We start from the raw sequence: 21706 nt of genomic DNA on the forward strand, positions 1-21706 counted from the left end.
CTGCGAACTCTTCCATTCGTGCTGTCTGAGAGGTTGCCCATGTCGCAGCGGATCGCTCGCTCTTGTCGTCGGACGCTGACCGGCATCGCCATCGCTGCATGGGTGGCAGGCGGTGGCATCGCGAGCGCGCGGGAGCAGGCAGCCACTGCAGGCTCGGTGATCGCCACCGACGCCCGCGGATACCTCGATAAGGAACAACTGCCCGACAGCCTGCGCCTGGTGCCGCCGCCGCCGCAGGACGGCAGCACTGCGCTCGCCAACGACGAAGCCGTCGCCAAGGCCATGCTCACCCTGCGCGGCACACCGCGCTGGAACCTGGCCACACAAGACGCCGCATTGCGCTTTCCCGCCGCCGCCACCCACTTCAGTTGTGCGCTCGGCCTGCAGATCGACCAGGCCAGCACCCCGCATCTGGTGCGCCTGCTCGAACGCAGCATGCGCGATGCCAGCAGCAGTACCAGTGCGGCCAAGGCGCGCTACCAACGTCCGCGCCCTTTCATGCGCAATGACCAACCGATGTGCACGCCCGACGACGACGCGGCGCTGCGCAAGAACGGCTCCTACCCCTCCGGCCACACCGCCATCGGCTGGAGCTGGGGCCTGATCCTGGCCGAGCTGTCCCCGGCACAACACGATGCCCTGCTCGCCCGCGGCCGCGCCTTCGGCGACAGCCGCCTGGTCTGCAACGTGCACTGGCAGAGCGATGTCCTCCAGGGTCGCATCATGGGCGCCGCCACCGTCGCCGCCCTGCACGACGATCCCGAGTTCCAGCAGGATCTGGCCGCCGCACGTCGCGAGATCGCCAAGGCGCGCGCGAAACAGTCGATAGCGCTGGCGGCTTCGCCAGCCTGCGCGGCAGAGAACGCTGCACTGCAGACCGTGCTGCCTGGGGTGATGTAGCAAGTCAGGCTCCTGCGACCTGCTACAAACAACGTGCGCCAGCGATCTGTCGCCTGTACATCATTTGTTTTTTTCGAGTTCCTGGCCACGTCTCTCCTGGCCGGACACTAAGTGGCCGCAAACGCATCGGGTAACTCGGCCACGCGCCGATTGAGACCATCTGGTCTGGATCACTCTATGCGTCCGCCCGCCGCCGGTTGCTTGCATACGTTCTGCATGACCGATGCAGGCCCTTAGCCGCCAGCCCTGACAACCGGCGTAGCGCTTGCCTGTTCACGGCGACCGCCATCTCACTCCCAGCCCGCACCGCGAAGACCCAGTCGCGGCAAAGCTGCGCCTGCTGATCGAGCCGCCCATCCCTATCGGGATGGTCAGACGCGTGCTCATTGCCCCCACCAGGGGCGAATCGCAACCGGTTGTGTTCGATCAGATAAGCATCCCTACACGAAACAGCTGACCAGGTCCTGGTCCGATAGCCCTGTTTCATAAAAAGTTCCCGGAAAATGACATATCTGTAAATTTTGGGTTAATCTTCAGACTCCCTTCAGGAAAGTGATGCGCCGGGCTGGTCGGCGTTCCCTCGAAGTGGCTCCCCACCTCAACTGCGCCGCAGTGCAGTTGGGTCCCACGGTTTGCAGGCGTTGTGAAGGTACTTCATCAGGAGAAAGAGGAATGACACGTCCAGGGGTTCGTAGGTCTTTGTCCAAGAACATCACACGCAGTGCCTTGAGCATTGCGCTGAGCATGTGCGTTGCCGGCGGTGTCCAGGCCCAGAGCGCGGTCGGCTCCATTTTCGGTAGTGGGCAGCCTGGCAGCACCATCGCCATCCAGAGCCCGCAAACGGGCGTGAGCCGCTCGGCCACCGCCGCTGCAGATGGCAGATTCAGCTTCAGCCAACTTCCCCCGGGCAAATACATCATTACCTCCAACGGGCTGACCCGGGAGGTCGAGGTCAAGGTGGGCAGCGGCGCGCAGGTCTCGCTGGGTAGCAATGCCACTACGCTGGATCGGGTGGAAGTGGTCGGCGCGCAGGCGTTCAACCCCATCGACGTCTCTTCGGTGGAATCGACCACGGTATTCACTGCCGACCAGATGGTCTCGCTGCCGGTGGCCAGCGATGTGTCTTCGGTCGCGCTGCTCGCGCCTGGCGCGGTCCGGGGCGACAGCGGGCTCGGTGCGGGCAATCTTGCCTCGTTCGGCGGATCGTCGGTGGCCGAGAACGGCTACTACATCAATGGCTTCGACGTCACGAACATGCGCACGTTCCTGTCGTTCGCCAATCTGCCGTTCCAGAGCATTGGTCAGCTGCAGATCAAGACCGGCGGGTATGGCGCAGAATACGGCCGCTCGCTGGGCGGCATCGTCAGCATCGTCACCAAGGCCGGCTCCAACGAATGGCACTACGGCGGCAGCGTGGAGTGGGCACCGGACTGGGGCGCGGCGGCAGGTAAAAACGTCCGCGAACGCGACCCCGATGCGTCAGACCCGCTGTACCAATACCGCAGCGACGATCAGTTCGACAGCACCATTTACTCTGCGTATGCCAGCGGCCCGATCGTCAAGGACCGCTTGTTCTTCTTTGCAATGGTGGAAGGCCGCCAGGAAACTGAAGACAACTTTTACGCGCTGACCAGCCGGCGCGTCAGTGACACGACCCCCCAGGGCCTGGTCAAGCTCGATTGGTATATCAACGACAGCAACCTGGTCGAATTCACCGGCATCTACAACCAGGCCAAGACCAAGTACCGCACCTACGAATACGCCACCGACGCCAATGGCGACAACCGCTACAACGTCGGCCGGCACGAAGTGCCGATCGAGCAGTACGAGATGGAAAATGGCGGCAAGATCGGCATCCTCAAATACACCGGTTACTTTACCGATAACTTCACGCTGTCGGCGCAGTACGGCTACCTGAGCAACCTGATCGACTCCCGCCTGCCGGCCGATCCGGCTGGGAGCGAATGCCCTTGGGCCTACAGCTTCGGCCTGACCACTAGCGTGGTCGACAGATACATCGGCTGCAACCCGGGCACGATCTCCATGATCGCCGACCGCGATGCGGAGCCGGACGAGGACATCCGCAAAGCGTTCCGGGTCGATGGCGAATGGGTGCTGGGCGATCACCGGTTGCGCTTCGGCGTGGATCAGGAAAAGTACGAATCCAGCCACCGTGGCCAGACCTACGCCGGTGGCATCAACTGGGCGTATTACACGGTGCCCGGTAATTCGGTAGCCACCGGCGCGTTTGCAGGCCGGCCTGGCCGCACGGTCAACGGCCAACTGGTGCCGCGCAATGCGCTGTACGCGCGTTCGCGCGTGTTCCAGAGCAGCAGCTCCACGTACGAAAACACCAATAGCGCGTTTTATCTGGAAGACAACTGGCAGGTCACCGAAAACTTCCTCGCCGTGCTCGGCTTGCGCGGTGAGAAGTTCGAAAACAAGAACGGCGACGGCATTGCCTGGATCGAATCCGATTATAAAATGGCGCCGCGCCTGGGCTTCTCCTGGGACGTGCTGGGTGATTCCAGCTTGAAGCTGTTCGGTACCGCAGGCCGCTACTACATCCCAGTGGCGACAAACTCCAGTATCCGCGCAACCGGCGCCGAGTCGACCGTGTCCAACTGGTACTTCGTCAATGGCTGGAGCGAAGCCGACGGCACGCCGGTTGGCCAAGGTGCGCAGATTGGCCAGACCCAGACCAACGGCTCGCTCACTGCGCCGAATCCAGCCTCTGTCGCGTCCACCAACCTGTCGCCGATGTACCAGGACGAGGTCATCCTCGGTGGCCAATTGCAATTGACGGAAAACTGGATGGCGGGAGTGCGTATGATCCGCCGCGAAGTGAAGTCCGGGATGGACGACACCTGCACCACCAATCCCTGGATCGACTGGGCGGCCGACAACGGCTACCCCGACTTCGATCCGGGCTCGGTGCCTAGCTGCTACTTCTTGAATCCAGGCAGCGATGTGACCATCAACGTCGATCTCAATGGCGATGGCGAACTGGAACTGGCAACCTTGCCGGCCTCGTATCTTGGCCTGCCGGAATATCGCCGCCTGCATACCGCTCTGGAGTTCTTCTGGGAGCGCACCGGCGAGAAGTTCAACTTCCAGGGCTCCTATACGTTTGCCAGGACACGTGGCAACGTCGAGGGCTACGTCAATTCGACGCTGGAACAAGAGGACGCCGGCCTCACCCAGGACTTCGACCACCGTCTGTTCACCGATGGCACCTATGGGCCGACCCCGAACGATCGTCAGCACACGCTCAAGCTTTTCGGTGCTTATACGATCACGCCGGAATGGCAGCTTGGCGGAAATTTGGTCCTGCAGTCCGGGCGCCCGATCAATTGCCAGGGCTATATCCCGCTGGACGACATCCCGCAGCCTGACCAGGGCAACCTCAGCGGTTACAGCGGCTCGAGCTTTTATTGCTTGAACGCTGAAGGCACGCGCGTGCTGCGGCAGCGTGGCGACGAGGGGCGGACACCCTGGACCTGGACGTTCGATCTGGCAGCGGCGTACATCCCCAACTGGGCCGACAACAAGCTGCGTATCAAGCTCGATGTCTTCAACCTGTTCAACAACGACAGGGTTACCGAGTACAACGAGTTCAGTGAAGCATCTCGCGACGTGATCAGCCCGAACTATCTGAACGACGTCAATTATCAGACGCCGCGCTCGTTCCGTTTGACGGCACGCTACGATTTCTGATTGTCCGCTGGTTCAACGATGGCATTACGAAATCCGGCCTCGAAAGGGGCCGGATTTTTTTGGCGCCAATCGATGCAGCGAAGTCGCCGCACGTTGCACCGTGCCGCCTCACTTGCCGATGCAAAAACTCGAAAAGATCTTGCCCAGCAACTCGTCGGCGCTCAGCTTGCCGGTGATCTCGCCGAGCGCTTCCTGGGCCAGGCGCAGTTCTTCGGCGGCCAGTTCGAGCTGTTCGAAGCCCAGCTCCAGATCCGCCGCGTCTGCGTGCTGCTCGGCGCGACGCAGTGCGTCCACATGCCGCGTGCGTGCGGAGAATTCGCCTTCCACGCTTTCCATTCCATCGCCCAGCGCGAGTTCGCGCAACCGGGCGTGCAACTGCTCCAGTCCCTGCCCGGTCACTGCCGATACCGCGATCGCATCGCGGTCGAGCGCTGCGGGTTCGGCCAGCAGATCGCATTTGTTGTGGATCCACAGCCGGCGCGGCACGGTCTCGATGGCATCACCGAGCGCATCGCGTGCGGCCTGCGGGTCGCGTGCATCCAGCACCACCAGCGCCAGATCGGCGCGCTGCAGTTCGGCACGTGCGCGCCGCATGCCCTCGCGTTCGATCGCATCGCCGCCCTCGCGCAAGCCGGCGGTATCGACCAACGTGAGTTCGAAACCATCGAGCTGGATGGCTTCCTGCAAGGTGTCGCGGGTGGTGCCCGCAACATCGGTGACGATGGCACGCTCGCTGCCGGCCAGTGCATTGAGCAAGGAACTCTTGCCGGCATTGGGCGGGCCGATCAGTACCGCATGCAGGCCGTCGCGCAGCTTGCGCCCGCGTTCGGCATCGCGCAGCAACTGCGCGAGCAGGCTGCGTGCCTGGGTCAATCCATCGCGCACCTGCGCCCCGCCCAGCGTGTCCAGCGGCTCGTCGGCAAAGTCGATCGCCGCTTCCACGTGGATGCGCAGCCGGGTGAAGGTGTCGCTGACCGCATCGACACGCTGCGAAAACACGCCGTCCAACGACCTGCGCGCAGCACGTGCCGCGCGCAGGTCGCCGGCGGCGATCAGATCGGCGACCGCTTCGGCCTGCGCCAGATCGAGCTTGCCGTTGAGAAAGGCGCGCTCGCTGAACTCGCCCGCGCGTGCCTGCCGCGCGCCCAGGGCAATGCAGCGGCTCACCAGCTGCCGCAACAGCACCGGGCTGCCATGGCCCTGCAGCTCCACCACCGCTTCGCCGGTGAAGCTGTGCGGTGCCGGAAACCACAAGGCGATGCCATCGTCGATCACCTCGCCCTGCGCATCGCGGAAGCGTGCGTAGCGCGCCTGCCGCGGCTGCAGAGTCGGCACGCCCAGCTCGGCGGCGATCTGCGCGGCCTGCGGCCCGGACAGCCGCACGATGCCGATGCCTCCGGTTCCGGCGGCACTGGCGATGGCAACAATGGTCGATGGCGAAGAGGACATAGGCAGATGGTAAGGCGTGTGGTCAACGACGTGGTTTGCAGGCGCACCTGTGCGGCGCGGCGCGCAGTGTGGCTGCAATTTCCCGCAGATGGGTTAAGCCCTGCGCGCGGTGGACCGGCCGTCGAGACATCGATCCGATGTTGCCCGCAGGCTGCTTGCGATAGCCCACCCAGGCCAACACGCCGCCGCAACGAACCCACCGCAACAAGCGATGCAACGGCGATGACTTCCCGCAGGACCCGGCGTAGCAGAACAGTGCAGCCAGACATGCAGAAAGCCCGCCTTGCGGCGGGCCTTCTGGAACTTACTTGGCGTTGGCCTGGATGATCTTGCTCGGCTTCTCGCCGTGCTGGCGGATCATCCACCACTGGATCAGCAGACCCAGGCCGCCGTTGACCACCCAGTACAGCACCAGGCCGGCCGGCATGAAGGCCATCATGACGCCGAACACCAGCGGCATGAACTGCATCATCTTGGCCTGCATCGGGTCCATGCCCGGGGTCGGGGTCAGCTTCTGCGTGGCCCACATGATGGCGATGTTGAGCAGCGGCAGGATGAAGTACGGATCGCGCGCGGTCAGGTCCTGGATCCAGCCCAGCCACGGTGCCTGACGCAGCTCCACCGATTCCACCAGCACCCAGTACAGCGCGAAGAAGATCGGCATCTGGATCAACAACGGCAGGCAGCCGCCCATCGGGTTGATCTTCTCCTTCTTGTACAGCTCCATCATCGCCTGGTTGAACTTGGCACGATCGTCGCCGTAGCGTTCCTTGAGTTGCTGCAGGCGCGGTTGGAACTTGCGCATCTTGGCGCCGGACTTGTACTGCGCGGCCGACAGCGGGTACAGCGCCAGGCGCAGCAGCACCACCAGGCCGATGATCGCCCAGCCCCAGTTGTGCAGGAAGCTGTGCAGATGGCTCAGCACCCAGAACAGGCCCTGGCCGATGATGGCCATGATCGAGAAGCGGCTGTAGTCGACCACGCGATCCAGTCCCTTCACGTCTTCCTTGGCGATCAGGCTGACCAGCTTCGGGCCCACCCACAGGCGTGCCTCGGTGCTGGCGGTCTGGCCCGGGGCCACGGTGAAGGCCGGGCCACGCAGCTCGGCCACGTCGCGCGGGCCGTCCTGGTTCAGCACATACAGCGAGGCCTGGTCCTTCTGCGGGATCCACGCGGTGAAGAAGTGGTGCTGCAGCAGCGCCACCCAGCCGCCGGTGATCTGGCGATTGAGGCCGCCGTCGTCCATGTAGTCCTTGAACGCACGACGCTCGTAGCCTTCCTGCGGGCTGTACCAGGTCGCGCCGTTGAAGCTGAAGGAATCGGGGTTGGTCATGCCGCGGCTGAGGATGGTCGGCACCCGGCTCAGCTTGCGGAACACGTAGCCGTTCCACGGCGCTGCGCTCTTGTTGATCACCTCGTCCTTGATCGAGATCGCATAGCGACCGCGTTCCAGGGTGAAGGTGCGGCGGATGGAGACACCGTTGGGGCCATTCCACACGAACGGCACCACCAGGGTGTTCTGACCCCTGGCCAGTTCGAACGCGGTGCCCGGCTGTTCGGCGCGGAAGCCGCCCACGCCCGGTACCGGCGAATGCTCGCTGGCCCAGCCGCTGGTGGCGTTGTAGGGGTGCGCGGCATCTTCCGTCAGCAGGCTGACCGGCGCGGTGCCGTTCTTGGTCTGCGGAAACTGCAGCAGCTCGGCATCGAGCACGCTGCGGCCGTCCAGCTTCAGGCGCAGCACGTCCGAGGTCAGGGTGATCACCGGCGCAGCGCCGGCAGCGGCCGGCGTCGCGGCAGTGCTGCTGGTCGCCGGCACCGTGCCCGGCACGCCCGCCTGCGGAATCGGCTGGGCCGCCGGCACGTTGGCGGCCGGCGCTGCCGCGTCCAGGTCACGCGCAGCCGGTACTGACTGGGTCGCCGCAACCACCGGCGCATTGGCGGCCGCCTTGTCCTTGCCCCACTCCATCCACAGCAGCGCCGCGACCATCAGCCAGGCAAAAATCAGGAAAACACGGGTCTGGTTCATCGGGCAGCAACTCGCTCAGTCGGAACTGGGTTCCGGCTCTGTCGGGGGAAGGGAGGATGGGTGCATCGTCCTGGCGGGCGGCATTGTGCCGGGCGCGGCAGGCAGGGGCAATGCGCCGGCACGGCGCAGCAGACGGACGAACGCGTCGCGAATCTGTGGATTGGTCGCCTTCGCGGCTGCCGAGCGCGCCACAATCACGTAATCGCCGCCGGCAAGCTCGGGCAGCAGATGGCGCATGGCATCGCGCAGGACGCGTTTGATCCGGTTACGGCCCACCGCACGCGTATCGACCTTGCGCGACACCGCCATGCCCAGGCGCGGCGGCGTATCGCCGGTGCGCCAATGCAGGCTGAGCAAGGGGTCCGAGGTACGACGTGCAGTATCGAAAACGACCGTGTATTGCGCACGCGTGCGAACCCGCGCAGAGCGAGGAAATCGCCTGCACGGGTTCGATGCGTTCACGTTAGGGACTGCCTCGGCCGCAGGGAGCGGCGCGGCAATCAAGCGCTCAGGCGCTTGCGGCCCTTGGCGCGGCGGCGAGCCAGGATCTTGCGGCCGTCGGCGGTTGCCATACGTGCGCGGAAACCATGGTCGCGTGCTCGCTTGAGGTTGCTGGGTTGGAAAGTACGCTTGGTGGCCATGGGGCCCTCTGCATGAATGGAGACGAATAGAACCGGCAATTCTATAGGGCCTCCAGCGTCCGGGTCAACTCCCTGGACGCTTTACCCGAGGTGACGGCGGTCAAGCCCTGTGGATGGAGCTGTGAATAAGTCTGGGAAAACCCTGCCCTGGGTGCTAGTCTGGCGCATCCTCTTTTCACGACCGGGCTGCGCGCACGGCGCCTTGCTGCGCGCCGCAGCCAGCAACAGATGATCATACTTTGATGGATGCTTGGCCCCGCTGTCTGGAACGTCTCGAAGCCGAATTCCCGCCCGAAGACGTCCACACCTGGTTGAAACCCCTGCAAGCCGAAGACCGCGGCGACAGCATCGTGCTGTATGCGCCCAACGCGTTCATCGTCGACCAGGTCCGCGAACGGTACCTGCCGCGCATCCGCGAGCTGGTGGCGTACTTCGTCGGCAACGGCGAAGTGGCGCTGGCGGTCGGCTCGCGCCCGCGCGCGCCAGAGCCACTGCCGGCACCGATGGCTGCGCCCAGCGCCCCGGTTGCCGCGCCGATCGTGCCGTTTGCCGGCAACCTGGATTCGCACTACACCTTCGCCAACTTCGTCGAAGGCCGCAGCAACCAGCTCGGTCTGGCCGCTGCGATCCAGGCCGCGCAGAAGCCCGGCGACCGCGCGCACAACCCGCTGCTGCTGTACGGCAGCACCGGCCTGGGCAAGACCCACCTGATGTTTGCCGCCGGCAATGCGCTGCGCCAGGCCAACCCGGCCGCCAAGGTGATGTATCTGCGCTCGGAACAGTTCTTCAGCGCGATGATCCGGGCACTGCAGGACAAGGCGATGGACCAGTTCAAGCGCCAGTTCCAGCAGATCGATGCGCTGCTGATCGACGACATCCAGTTCTTTGCCGGCAAGGACCGCACGCAGGAAGAGTTCTTCCACACCTTCAACGCGCTGTTCGATGGCCGCCAGCAGATCATCCTGACCTGCGACCGCTACCCACGCGAGGTCGAAGGCCTGGAGCCGCGGCTGAAGTCGCGCCTGGCCTGGGGCCTGTCGGTGGCGATCGACCCGCCGGATTTCGAGACCCGTGCGGCGATCGTGCTGGCCAAGGCGCGCGAGCGCGGCGCCGAGATTCCGGACGACGTGGCGTTCCTGATCGCCAAGAAGATGCGCTCCAACGTGCGCGACCTGGAAGGCGCGCTCAACACCCTGGTGGCGCGCGCCAACTTCACCGGCCGCTCGATCACCGTGGAATTCGCCCAGGAGACGCTGCGCGACCTGTTGCGCGCCCAGCAGCAGGCGATCGGCATCCCCAACATCCAGAAGACCGTGGCGGACTACTACGGCCTGCAGATGAAGGATCTGCTCTCCAAGCGACGCACCCGCTCGCTGGCGCGTCCGCGCCAGGTGGCGATGGCGCTGGCCAAGGAGCTGACCGAACACAGCCTGCCGGAGATCGGCGACGCCTTCGCCGGCCGCGACCACACCACCGTGCTGCATGCCTGCCGGCAGATCCGCACGCTGATGGAGGCTGACGGCAAGCTGCGCGAGGACTGGGAAAAGCTGATTCGCAAGCTCAGCGAGTAGGCCGGGGACGGCGCTGACGGCCCGCGTGGAGAAAAGCGTGGAAACGTTGGGGTCAAATGCGGGAGAATCTGTGGATAACGTTGCCTGGCAGGTCGGGCGGAAAACTATCCACAGGTTTTACCGCCAGACCAGGGGCACTAGTCCAATGACTTTCAGGCGCTAATTTGTCTTTGGAAACAAACAGTTATGGTGGTTATCCGCTGAAAACGGCCCTACCATCACCACCAAGCTTTTGATTTATTCCATTATCTTTTAAAGCATAGGGGCACGGAACCACATGCGTTTTACACTGCAGCGCGAAGCCTTCCTCAAACCATTGGCCCAGGTGGTCAATGTGGTTGAACGCCGTCAAACCCTGCCGGTTCTGGCCAATCTGCTGGTGCAGGTCAAGGACGGACAGGTCTCCTTGACCGGTACCGACCTGGAAGTGGAAATGATCTCGCGCACGATGGTGGAAGACGCGCAGGACGGCGAAACCACGATTCCGGCCCGCAAGTTGTTCGACATCCTGCGCGCCCTGCCCGACGGCAGCCGCGTCACCATTTCGCAGACCGGCGACAAGGTCACGGTGCAGGCGGGGCGTAGCCGCTTCACCCTGGCCACGCTGCCTGCCAACGATTTCCCGTCAGTGGATGAAGTCGAGGCCACCGAGCGCGTTGCGGTGCCGGAAGCGGCGTTGAAGGAGCTGATCGAGCGCACCGCGTTCGCCATGGCCCAGCAGGACGTGCGCTACTACCTCAACGGCCTGCTGTTCGACCTGCGCGAGGGCCTGCTGCGTTGCGTGGCCACTGACGGACACCGCCTTGCGCTATGCGAGACCGAACTGGAGAAATCCGGCGGCGCCAAGCGCCAGATCATCGTGCCGCGCAAGGGCGTGACGGAGCTGCTGCGCCTGCTGGAAGCCGCAGATCGCGACGTGGAGCTGGAAGTCGGCCGTAGCCATATCCGCGTCAAGCGGGGCGATGTGACCTTCACCTCCAAGCTGATCGACGGCCGCTTCCCGGACTACGAGGCAGTGATCCCGATCGGTGCCGATCGCGAGGTCAAGGTCGACCGCGAAGCGCTGCGTGCGTCGTTGCAGCGTGCTGCGATTCTGTCCAACGAGAAGTACCGCGGTGTGCGCGTGGAAGTCTCGCCGGGCCAGCTGAAGATCAGCGCGCACAACCCCGAGCAGGAAGAAGCGCAGGAAGAAATCGAGGCCGATACCAAGGTCGACGATCTGGCGATCGGCTTCAACGTGAACTACCTGTTGGACGCGCTGTCTGCATTGCGCGACGAGCATGTGGTCATCCAGCTGCGTGATGCGAATTCGTCGGCACTGGTGCGTGAAGCCAGTAGCGAGAAGTCACGCCACGTGGTGATGCCGCTGCGTCTCTGACGTTGCGTTCCACGTGGAACACGAAGAGCCCGGCAACTGCCGGGCTTTTTGTTTGTGCAGTGAAAGCGCGAAATCCCTGCTGGGTGCCGTTTTTCGGAGCCTGGGCAGTCACCGCCCGCATGGGAGCGGCGGTGACTACCTCGCTGCCGTAGCGCTTTGGCCCGCAGCTCCCGCTGGGGCGTCCTGCGTGGTCGCAGAAGTCGCCGAGGTCAATGCCCAGGCAGTGGCCCAGGCAAGGCCGGTGGACGCGCCGCTTGCCGGCAGTCAGAGATCGAGGGCGGGACACGTGTCAGCTCGTCCGCAGGGAGTCAGGAGAGTGGAAGGACTGCAGGCATTGGCAGGCGACGATCATGCAGCTGCTCTGCCGCTGTCATCGGCGTGGATGTCGGAACGATCCGGCTGTAGTACGGCGCCCGGTCCTTGCGACAGGCAGCGAGCTATCCCGTCTTACCGCAGTGCTGTGAGCGCCTGGATCCTGGATTGGACCACCGCCGGCTCCAGAGACGGCCAATTACCGGCAGGCTGTCGGTAGGGAAACTGACCGTCGCCCTGAGCCTGATACTGGTCCTCGTCATGCGAGAGCTGGTGCCGCGCAAGTCGCATCCTTTGGTGAGGTTGGCTCTGTGAGCCGTGATGCTCTGTGCCGAGCCAGGTCGACGTCGGACAAAGCACATCTAACCTGAATGGATTCAGCTGGGTGCGCGTTTTTCCTCCTTCCGTCCCAACTGCTTGGCAGCGTCCGGTTGGCTCGTTCCCTGGCCCCGTTTTTGAGTTATGCACATCGCGCTTTGCTTTTAAATCTATAAATAATTTAAGAGCTTGGTGGTGATGGTAGGGGCAGAATTCACCGAAAACTACCTTATCTCTCTGTTTTTAAAGGACTTTAGTGCCTCGAAAGCCTGTGTCTAGACCCCTGTGGAAGAGTCAGCAAGCTGTGGATAAGCCCATGGCGCTCCACAGTCCGTGTTTTTATCCACAGGTTGTCCCCTGTTTGCTCGTGGGTTGCTCCACGTCGCCACGCGCAGGATCCGTATCGATCACGTATGCTCCGCTCCGACCGGGATGCCGGATCACAGCGCAGAGCAGACCGATCGATGCACGTAGTGCGGTTGTCCATCCATCGACTTCGTCGTTTCGAGACCGTCGACCTCCATCCCGCCAGTTCCTTGAACCTGCTGACCGGCGACAACGGCGCGGGCAAGACCAGCGTGCTGGAGGCGCTGCATTTGATGGCTTATGGCCGCAGCTTTCGTGGGCGCGTGCGCGATGGGCTGATCCGACAAGGGGCCAGTGATCTGGAAGTGTTCGTGGAGTGGCGCGAAGGAACCGCCGACACCGGTGAACGCACGCGTCGGGCAGGTCTGCGGCACAGTGGCCAGGAATGGACCGGGCGGCTGGATGGCGAGGATGTGGCACAGCTTGGTGCATTATGTGCCGCGCTGGCGGTGGTGACCTTCGAGCCCGGGAGCCATGTACTGATCAGTGGAGGTGGTGAACCGCGGCGGCGCTTCCTCGATTGGGGCTTGTTCCACGTGGAACCTGACTTCCTGGCGCTGTGGCGGCGCTACGCGCGCGCGCTCAAACAGCGCAATGCCCTACTCAAGCAAGGGGCGCAGCCGCGGATGCTCGATGCCTGGGATCACGAACTCGCCGAGTCCGGCGAAACGCTGACATCGCGTCGCCTCCGTTATCTGGAGCGGCTGCAGGACCGCCTGATTCCGGTCGCCACCGCAATCGCCCCGTCGCTCGGCCTGTCTGCGCTAACCTTCGCACCGGGCTGGAAGCGCCACGAGGTATCGCTTGCCGATGCACTGTTGTTGGCGCGCGAGCGTGACCGCCAGAATGGCTACACCTCGCAAGGGCCGCACCGGGCCGACTGGGCGCCCTCCTTCGATGCATTGCCGGGCAAGGATGCGCTCTCCCGCGGGCAGGCAAAGCTCACCGCCCTCGCCTGCCTGCTGGCGCAGGCCGAGGACTTCGCCCACGAGCGCGGTGAGTGGCCGGTGATTGCGTTGGACGACCTGGGTTCGGAGCTGGATCGCCACCACCAGGCCGGCGTGCTGCAGCGGCTGGCGTCGGCACCCGCCCAGGTGCTGATGACCGCAACCGAACTGCCGCCCGGCCTGACCAACTCGGAAAGCGTCCTGCATCGGTTCCACGTGGAACACGGCACCGTCGCCGTAATGGCGCCCTCTGCGTAGCCAGCCGCGGCGCGGCTGGGCCGACTGGTATAATTTCCGGGCTATCCCCCTTTTCCCACGGTGCGATGCGGCTCCTGCCGCCTGCGCCCGTGTTGTGGAGCTAACGGCACACGCATGACCGACGAACAGAACACCCCGACGACACCCAACGGTACCTACGACTCCAGCAAGATCACCGTGCTGCGTGGCCTGGAAGCCGTCCGCAAGCGCCCCGGCATGTACATCGGCGATGTCCACGACGGCACCGGCCTGCATCACATGGTGTTCGAGGTGGTCGACAACTCGGTCGACGAAGCCCTGGCCGGCCACGCCGACGATATCGTGGTGAAGATCCTTGTCGATGGTTCGGTGTCGGTGTCCGACAACGGGCGTGGCGTGCCGGTCGACATCCACAAGGAAGAAGGCGTCTCCGCGGCCGAGGTGATCCTCACCGTGCTGCACGCGGGCGGCAAATTCGACGACAACAGCTACAAGGTGTCCGGCGGCCTGCATGGCGTGGGCGTGTCGGTGGTCAACGCGCTGTCCGAACACCTGTGGCTGGACATCTGGCGCGATGGCTTCCACTACCAGCAGGAATACGCGCTGGGCGAGCCGCAGTACCCGCTCAAGCAGCTGGAAGCGTCGACCAAGCGCGGTACCACGCTGCGCTTCAAGCCGGCGGTGGCGATCTTCAGCGATGTCGAGTTCCACTACGACATCCTGGCACGCCGCCTGCGCGAGCTGTCGTTCCTCAACTCCGGCGTCAAGATCACCCTGATCGACGAGCGCGGCGACGGCCGCCGCGACGATTTCCACTATGAAGGCGGCATCCGCAGCTTCGTCGAGCACCTGGCGCAGCTCAAGTCGCCGCTGCACCCGAACGTGATCTCGGTGACCGGCGAGCACAACGGCATCGTGGTGGACGTGGCCCTGCAGTGGACCGACGCCTACCAGGAAACCATGTACTGCTTCACCAACAACATCCCGCAGAAGGATGGCGGCACCCACCTGGCCGGCTTCCGTGCCGCGCTGACGCGCGTGCTCAGCACCTACATTGAGCAGAACGGCATCGCCAAGCAGGCCAAGGTCGCGTTGACCGGCGACGACATGCGCGAAGGCATGATCGCGGTGCTGTCGGTGAAGGTGCCCGACCCCAGCTTCTCCTCGCAAACCAAGGAAAAGCTGGTCAGCTCGGACGTGCGTCCGGCGGTGGAAAACGCCTTCGGTGCGCGGCTGCAGGAGTTCCTGCAGGAGAACCCGAACGAAGCCAAGGCCATTACCGGCAAGATCGTCGACGCCGCGCGTGCGCGCGAAGCCGCCCGCAAGGCGCGCGACCTGACCCGCCGCAAGGGCGCACTGGATATCGCCGGCCTGCCCGGCAAGCTGGCCGACTGCCAGGAAAAGGATCCCGCCCTGTCCGAATTGTTCATCGTCGAGGGTGACTCGGCAGGTGGCTCGGCCAAGCAGGGTCGCAACCGCAAGAACCAGGCGGTGCTGCCGCTGCGTGGCAAGATCCTCAATGTCGAGCGTGCGCGCTTTGACCGCATGCTGGCCTCCGACCAGGTCGGCACGCTGATCACTGCCCTGGGCACCGGCATCGGCCGCGACGAATACAACCCGGACAAGCTGCGCTACCACCGCATCATCCTGATGACCGACGCCGACGTCGACGGCTCGCACATCCGCACCCTGCTGCTGACGTTCTTCTACCGGCAGATGCCGGAGCTGATCGAGCGCGGCTACATTTATATCGGCCTGCCGCCGCTTTACAAGCTCAAGCAGGGCAAGAGCGAGCTGTATCTCAAGGACGATGCGGCGCTCAATGCCTACCTGGCCAGCAATGCGGTCGAAGGCGCGGCGCTGATCCCCGCCACCGACGAGCCGCCGATCACCGGCGAGGCGCTGGAAAAGCTGTTGATGCTGTTCACCAGCGCCAACGAGGCGATCGCGCGCAATGCGCACCGCTACGACCCGGCGCTGCTCACCGCGCTGATCGACCTGCCGCCGCTGGACGTGGACCAGCTGCAGGCCGAAGGCGAGGCGCATCCCACCCTGGATGCGCTGCAGGCGGTGCTCAACCGCGGCACCCTGGGCACGGCGCGTTACCAGCTGCGTTTCGACCCGGCCACCGACAGCGCCTCGGCGTCGCTGGTGGCGGTGCGCAGGCACATGGGCGAGGAATTCACCCAGGTGCTGCCGATGGGCGCGTTCGAAAGCGGCGAACTGCGTCCGCTGCGCGAGGTCTCGCTGGCCCTGCACGACCTGGTACGCGAAGGCGCGCAGATCGTGCGCGGCAACAAGACCCACCCGATCACCAGCTTTGCCCAGGCGCATGCCTGGCTGCTGGAAGAGGCCAAGCGTGGGCGCCAGGTGCAGCGCTTCAAGGGCCTGGGCGAAATGAACGCCGAGCAGCTGTGGGAAACCACGGTCAACCCGGATACGCGCCGCCTGTTGCAGGTGCGTATCGAAGATGCCGTGGCCGCCGATCAGATCTTCAGTACCTTGATGGGCGATGTGGTCGAGCCACGCCGCGACTTCATCGAGGACAACGCGCTGAAGGTGTCCAACCTGGACATCTGAGCCACCGTCGCCCGCCGGCACATCGCACAGGCGATGCGCCGGCGTTTGCGGTTTTTTCAGGACGACGATGCGCACAGATCCTCCACAGAGGCCGGCAGCGACGCCGGTTGCCGGCACCGCCCCGCTGTTGCCGCCCTTGCTGGGCTTCGGCATCGATGTGCTGATCGCCACCGGCCTGCTGCTGTCGCTGAGCGTGGCCGGGTTCGCGCTCTGGGGCGTGTTCCGCGGCATCAGCGCCGCGCAGGCCGCCAAGGCGCAGGGCCTGACGCTCTCCTCGGCCCAGATCATGGCGGTGATCGGCCAACCCGGCGTGCTGGTGCAACTGCTTACCGCGCTGGTCAGCACGGCCTCGCCGGCGCTGCTGCTGTACTACTGGCGCCGCCGCGCGAGCGCAGGCGAACTCAGGGCCTCGCGGGCTGCCGCGCGGCGTGCTTCCACCTGGGGCTGGACCGCACTGATCGCGGTCGGGGTGTTCCTGCTCAGCAATCTGGTCAGCGTCGCGGCCTCTGCGCTGGGCATCAAACCGGTGCCGACCAACCTGCCGCTGATGGAAGAAGCCATCAAGCAATGGCCGTTGGCGCTGGTGGTGTTTGCCGTGGCCATCGCCCCGGCATATGAAGAACTGCTGTTCCGTCGCGTGCTGTTCGGCCGCCTGCTCGCCGCCGGCCGGCCCTGGCTGGGCATCGTGCTGAGCAGCGCGATTTTTGCGCTGGTGCATGAAGTGCCCGGCGTCAGCGGCAACGGCCCGGCTGCCATCGCGCAACTGTGGCTGGTCTACGGCAGCATGGGCGCGGCGTTCGCATGGCTGTACTGGCGCACCGGCACGCTGTGGGCACCGGTCGTGGCGCACGGCGTCAACAACGCCACCGCCCTGGCGGCACTGTACTTTTTTGGCGTCGGCTGAGCCGTTTGACGAAAAGTTAAGACGAGCCTGCCAAAATGCCCCCAGGGTTCAAGGGGGATTGAATGAAAGCCAGGCTGTTGATCGTTGTCGCCGTCCTTGCACTGACGGCATGTGCCACCACAACCTCGCCGACCGGCCGCCGACAGGTGGTGGGAGGCGTCACCCAGGACCAGCTCGACAAGCTTGGCGCCGAGTCCTTCGCGCAGACCAAGGCCAAGGAAAAGGTCAGCACCGACGGCAAGCAGAATGCCTACGTGCAATGCGTGGTCAATGCGCTGGTCGCACAGCTGCCGCCGCAGTGGCGCGAGACCCGCTGGGAAACCGCGCTGTTTGTCGATGACGAAGCCAATGCCTTCGCCCTGCCCGGTGGCAAGGTCGGCGTGAACACCGGCATCTTCACCGTCGCCAAGACCCAGGACCAGCTGGCTGCCGTGCTCGGGCACGAGATCGGGCACGTGATCTCGCGCCATCACGAAGAACGCATCACCCGCCAGCTCGGCGCGCAGACCGGCCTGGGCATTATTGGCGCGCTGGCCGGTGCGGCCTACGGCGACGGTGCGGCCAGTGCAGTCAACCAGGTCGGCGGCATGACCGCGCAGACCGTGTTCCTGCTGCCGGGCTCGCGGACCCAGGAGAGCGAGGCCGATGTGGTCGGTCAGCGCCTGATGGCCCAGGCCGGCTTCGACCCTGCCCAGGCCGTGGCGCTGTGGCAGAACATGATGGCCGCCAGCGGCAATCGCCAGCCGCAATGGCTGTCCACCCACCCCGACCCCGCCAATCGCATCCGCGAACTGCAGGCAGACGTCGATCAGCTCCAGCCGGTTTACCAGCAAGCGCGACAGGACGGGCGTGTGCCGCGCTGCGGCTGAGATTCCAGCGCTCGCGTACCGGATGTCGCAACACAGCATGGAAACCGTTTTCGGGAACTGAGACTTTCTGCTAAGTTTGCCGGCTCAGATTTTTCGTACAGCGTTTATTCCGCTTTTCGTACCGCCCGACGGCGGCTCGTCCGAGGTGAAACATGAAACTGCTCAACCGCAAGCAAGCCCTGTTGTCCCTGTTCATCGCCGCGTCGCTGGGCGGGGCCGTCGTCACCGATGCGGTCGCGCAGTCGGATCGTTCGTCCGAGCGCGCCAGCCGCAAGTCCAAGGGCAGCGGCAAGGCCGAGGAGCTGTATCCGCAGTCCACCCGCGCCGCGCCGACGATCAAGCCTTCGTCCAAGCTGGGCAGCAAGCTGCAGAAGCTGATCGAAACCTTCAACAAGGGCGAAGACTTTCCGGCCGTGCGGACCCAGGCCGACGAAATCCTCGCCAATGGCTCGGCCAATGAAGCCGACAAGGCGCTGGCTTCTCAGCTGGCCGCCCAGGCGGCGTACAACATGGACGACACTGCCGCTGCCAAGAAGTACCTGCAGCAGGCCATCGGCCTCAATGCGCTGGACAACAACGGCCAGTTCCAGTCGATGCTGATGCTGGCGCAGTTGCAGATGCAGGACGACCAGCAGGCCGAAGGCCTGGCCACGCTGGACAAGTATCTGGAAGAGAGCAAGTCGCAGCGTCCGGAAGACCTGATCCTCAAGGGCCAGGCGCTGTACCAGGCCGAGCGCTACAAGGAAGCCATTCCGGTGCTGAAGCAGGCCATCGCCGCCTCGCCCGAGCCGAAGGACACCTGGAACCAGTTGCTGATGGCGTCCTACGCCGAAGCCGGCCAGACCGGTGAAGCGGTGGCCGCCGCCGAGGCGCTTGCCGCCAAGACGCCGAACGACAAGAAGGCCCAGCTCAACCTGGCCAGCATGTACATGCAGGCCGATCAGATGGACAAGGCCGCCGCAGTGATGGACAAGCTGCGCGCTGCCGGGCAGTTGACCGAAGAAAAGGAGTACAAGCAGTTGTATTCCATCTACGCCAACACCGAGAACAAGGAAAAGGACGTTATCGCGGTCATTAACGAAGGTATGCAAAAAGGCATCCTCAAACCCGATTATCAGACATACCTTGCGCTGGCACAGTCGTATTACTACAGCGAGGACGTGCCCAAGGCGATCGAGAATTGGCAAAAGGCCGCACCGCTTTCCAAGGACGGCGAGACCTATCTGAACCTGGCCAAGGTGCTGCATTCGGAAGGTCGCATCCCGGAGGCCAAGCAGGCCGCGCAGCAGGCAATCGCCAAGGGTGTCAAAAAACCCGATGACGCCAAGAAGATCATCAATCTGAAGTAAAAAAGAAAATAAACCCCCGAAATCCCTGTGTTTTTAGTGGTTACAGGACTCGGGATTGGTATAAGCTTGGGGGTTCCTGCGGTGTCAAAGCCGTCCGAAAACCTGGGGATCATCACAGTGATCCGGGGCCCCCACTGAAAGAGCCATTGGCGCATGACGGAACAACTCGTTATCCACAGGCATGACTATGATGCCGGGAACCAGGGTCTGAGCTGGGCCCGCATTATCGGCATTGCTTTTGTAATTGCCCTGCACCTCACTGCACTGATGATGTTGCTGATCCCTGCAGTGGCGCCGAAGGCTCCGGCAGAGAAGGAGCGCACCACCATGGTCACCCTGGTGGATGCACCGCCTCCTCCCCCGCCGCCGCCGCCGCCGCCGCCGCCGGAAGACAAGCCGCCACCGCCGGTCAAGAATCTGTCGCCGCCGAAGCCGTCACCGGTTCCGCCGCCGCCGGAAGCGCCGGTTGTCGATGTTCCCGAACCGCGTCCCAGCGATATCGTCACGCCGCCGAGCCCGCCGAGTCCTCCGACTCCGCCGAGCGACATCGGCGCCAGTGTCGATATCTCGTCCAAGAACATGAACCCGCCGAAGTACCCGCCCGCTGCATTCCGGGCCGGTGTCCAGGGCGAGGTCATCCTGATCGTGGATGTGGATGCCAGCGGCAACGTGACCAACGTGTCGGTCGAAAAGTCCAGCCGCAACCGCGACCTTGACCGTGCCGCGATGGACGCAGCACGCAAGTGGAAGTTCAATGCCTCCACTGTCAACGGGCAGAAAGCCGCCGGACGTGTCCGCGTCCCGGTCAACTTTGCTCTGAACTGATCCCACGGGCCGGCCACGGCCGGCCCAGGATCCTGTCTTCCTTTCGCTCCACCCTTCATCACCACACACAACAAAGGTAAGCGTCATGCTGCAGGAATTCTTTATCGCCGCCGCTGCAGGGGGCTCCAATCCGTCGGCCGCCCTGTCGCAGATGGGCTTCGAGCACTTGATCACTGAAATGACGTCCAGCCCCGGCGATTTCGCCGTGTCCTGGGTCGTTCTGATCACCCTGATCGCCATGTCCGCTGCCTCCTGGTACTGGACCGTCATCAACATCTTCCGTGCCACCCGTCTGAAGAGCGCGGCTGACCGCGTCACCACCGCGTTCTGGGATGCCCCGAATGCACAGGACGCCATCCGCGCCATGGAAGAGCAGCCGGCTTCCGAGCCGTTCTCCAAGATCGCACTGGACGCAGCGCAGGCTGCTGCTCACCACCAGCGCGCCGAAGGCAGCACCGGTGGCCTGGGCGAGAGCCTGAGCCGTTCGGAATTCGTCGATCGCGCCCTGCGTCAGGCCGTGACCCGCGAAAGCACCAAGTTGCAGTCGGGCATGACCCTGCTGGCCACCGTCGGTGCGACCGCGCCGTTCGTCGGTCTGCTCGGTACCGTGTGGGGCATCTACGGCGCGCTGATCAAGATCGGTGCGACCGGTTCGGCCTCCATCGACGCCGTGGCCGGCCCGGTGGGTGAAGCGCTGATCATGACCGCGATCGGTCTGTTCGTCGCGATCCCGGCCGTGTTCGCGTTCAACTTCTTCTCCAAGGTCAACAGCTCGGTGATCGCCAAGTTCGACACCTTCGCCCACGACCTGCACGACTTCTTCGCCACTGGTTCGCGCGTTCGCTAATCCGTAGTAAAGAACGACTTCGCAACGATTTAGACGGAGCCCGTTATGGCCTTCAGTAGTGGAAACAGCGGTGGCCCGATGGCCGACATCAACGTGACGCCCCTCGTGGACGTGATGTTGGTGCTGCTGATCATCTTCATCATTACGGCACCGCTGATGTCCCATAAGGTCAAGGTGGAGCTGCCAGAGGCCAACCTGGTCCAGAAGGAAGACGCGGAGAAACGTGCCGCGCCGATCACCCTGGCCGTCAAGGAAGACGGGTCGCTGTACTGGAACGACGAGCCGATTTCCAAGGAAGCCCTGGAATCGCGCCTGTCCACCGCCGCACAGCAGACGCCGCAGCCGCCGCTCAATTTGCGTGGCGACCGCACGACCAAGATGCGTACGATCAACGAGATCACCAAGATCGCGCAGGGTCAGGGCATGTTGGACGTCGGCTTCGTCGCAACCAAAGAGAAGGGGCAGTAAGC

Annotated in this window: 16 protein-coding genes; 12 read left to right on the plus strand and 4 right to left on the minus strand. The window is 64.1% G+C overall.

Annotated features, from left to right (window positions below):
• Positions 1–39: 39 nt before the first annotated feature.
• Both C0541_RS03870 and C0541_RS03875 read left to right on the plus strand, forming a co-directional pair.
• A complete protein-coding gene (locus C0541_RS03870) occupies positions 40–900 on the plus strand; it encodes an acid phosphatase (protein ID WP_115045917.1) in 861 nt (286 codons plus the stop codon).
• A gap of 672 nt (positions 901–1572) precedes the next feature.
• Positions 1573–4617, plus strand: coding sequence for a TonB-dependent receptor plug domain-containing protein (locus C0541_RS03875; RefSeq protein ID WP_115045919.1), 3045 nt, complete (start codon positions 1573–1575; stop codon positions 4615–4617).
• A gap of 108 nt (positions 4618–4725) precedes the next feature.
• Here C0541_RS03875 and mnmE read toward each other — a convergent pair whose 3' ends face one another.
• The 4 genes from mnmE to rpmH form a co-directional block, all read right to left on the minus strand.
• Positions 4726–6066, minus strand: a complete 1341-nt coding sequence (gene mnmE / locus C0541_RS03880; protein ID WP_115045922.1) for a tRNA uridine-5-carboxymethylaminomethyl(34) synthesis GTPase MnmE — start codon at positions 6064–6066, stop codon at positions 4726–4728.
• Positions 6067–6370: 304 nt separating this feature from the next.
• Positions 6371–8092, minus strand: a complete 1722-nt coding sequence (gene yidC, locus C0541_RS03885) for a membrane protein insertase YidC (protein WP_115045924.1) — start codon at positions 8090–8092, stop codon at positions 6371–6373.
• 15 nt (positions 8093–8107) lie between these two features.
• The gene (gene rnpA / locus C0541_RS03890; protein WP_115045927.1) at positions 8108–8554 is read right to left on the minus strand and encodes a ribonuclease P protein component; all 447 of its coding nucleotides are present in this window, start codon (positions 8552–8554) and stop codon (positions 8108–8110) included.
• Positions 8555–8592: 38 nt separating this feature from the next.
• Positions 8593–8733, minus strand: a complete 141-nt coding sequence (gene rpmH / locus C0541_RS03895; RefSeq protein WP_002805908.1) for a 50S ribosomal protein L34 — start codon at positions 8731–8733, stop codon at positions 8593–8595.
• A gap of 242 nt (positions 8734–8975) precedes the next feature.
• Here rpmH and dnaA point away from each other — a divergent pair, with 242 nt between their 5' ends.
• The 10 genes from dnaA to C0541_RS03950 all read left to right on the plus strand — a co-directional run bounded on the left by dnaA (position 8976) and on the right by C0541_RS03950 (position 21704).
• Entirely contained in the window at positions 8976–10304 is a 1329-nt protein-coding gene (gene dnaA, locus C0541_RS03905; protein WP_115045932.1) for a chromosomal replication initiator protein DnaA, read from the plus strand.
• 277 nt (positions 10305–10581) lie between these two features.
• Positions 10582–11682 (plus strand): DNA polymerase III subunit beta, encoded by a 1101-nt coding sequence (gene dnaN / locus C0541_RS03910; RefSeq protein ID WP_104650390.1) that lies wholly within the window; start codon positions 10582–10584, stop codon positions 11680–11682.
• 1094 nt (positions 11683–12776) lie between these two features.
• The gene (gene recF, locus C0541_RS03915) at positions 12777–13883 is read left to right on the plus strand and encodes a DNA replication/repair protein RecF (RefSeq protein WP_115045935.1); all 1107 of its coding nucleotides are present in this window, start codon (positions 12777–12779) and stop codon (positions 13881–13883) included.
• A gap of 114 nt (positions 13884–13997) precedes the next feature.
• Positions 13998–16442, plus strand: a complete 2445-nt coding sequence (gene gyrB, locus C0541_RS03920) for a DNA topoisomerase (ATP-hydrolyzing) subunit B (protein ID WP_115045938.1) — start codon at positions 13998–14000, stop codon at positions 16440–16442.
• Between the two features lie 67 nt (positions 16443–16509).
• The gene (locus C0541_RS03925; protein WP_115045940.1) at positions 16510–17346 is read left to right on the plus strand and encodes a CPBP family intramembrane glutamic endopeptidase; all 837 of its coding nucleotides are present in this window, start codon (positions 16510–16512) and stop codon (positions 17344–17346) included.
• Positions 17347–17408: 62 nt separating this feature from the next.
• On the plus strand, positions 17409–18215 hold the full coding sequence (locus C0541_RS03930; protein ID WP_115045942.1) for a M48 family metallopeptidase: 807 nt from the start codon (positions 17409–17411) through the stop codon (positions 18213–18215).
• A 152-nt stretch (positions 18216–18367) separates the two neighbouring features.
• Complete coding sequence (locus C0541_RS03935) at positions 18368–19564, plus strand: tetratricopeptide repeat protein (RefSeq protein ID WP_115045947.1); 1197 nt, start codon at positions 18368–18370, stop codon at positions 19562–19564.
• A 153-nt stretch (positions 19565–19717) separates the two neighbouring features.
• Positions 19718–20389 carry an energy transducer TonB gene (locus tag C0541_RS03940; protein ID WP_115045950.1) on the plus strand — a complete coding sequence of 224 codons (672 nt, stop codon included), beginning with the start codon at positions 19718–19720 and terminating at the stop codon, positions 20387–20389.
• An 85-nt stretch (positions 20390–20474) separates the two neighbouring features.
• Positions 20475–21236, plus strand: coding sequence for a TonB-system energizer ExbB (gene exbB, locus C0541_RS03945; protein ID WP_005912445.1), 762 nt, complete (start codon positions 20475–20477; stop codon positions 21234–21236).
• 45 nt (positions 21237–21281) lie between these two features.
• Positions 21282–21704, plus strand: coding sequence for an ExbD/TolR family protein (locus C0541_RS03950; RefSeq protein WP_115045952.1), 423 nt, complete (start codon positions 21282–21284; stop codon positions 21702–21704).
• The last annotated feature ends 2 nt before the right edge of the window (positions 21705–21706 follow it).

Source organism: Xanthomonas arboricola (genome assembly GCF_003353015.1).
Classification (GTDB): Bacteria; Pseudomonadota; Gammaproteobacteria; order Xanthomonadales; family Xanthomonadaceae; genus Xanthomonas; species Xanthomonas arboricola_E.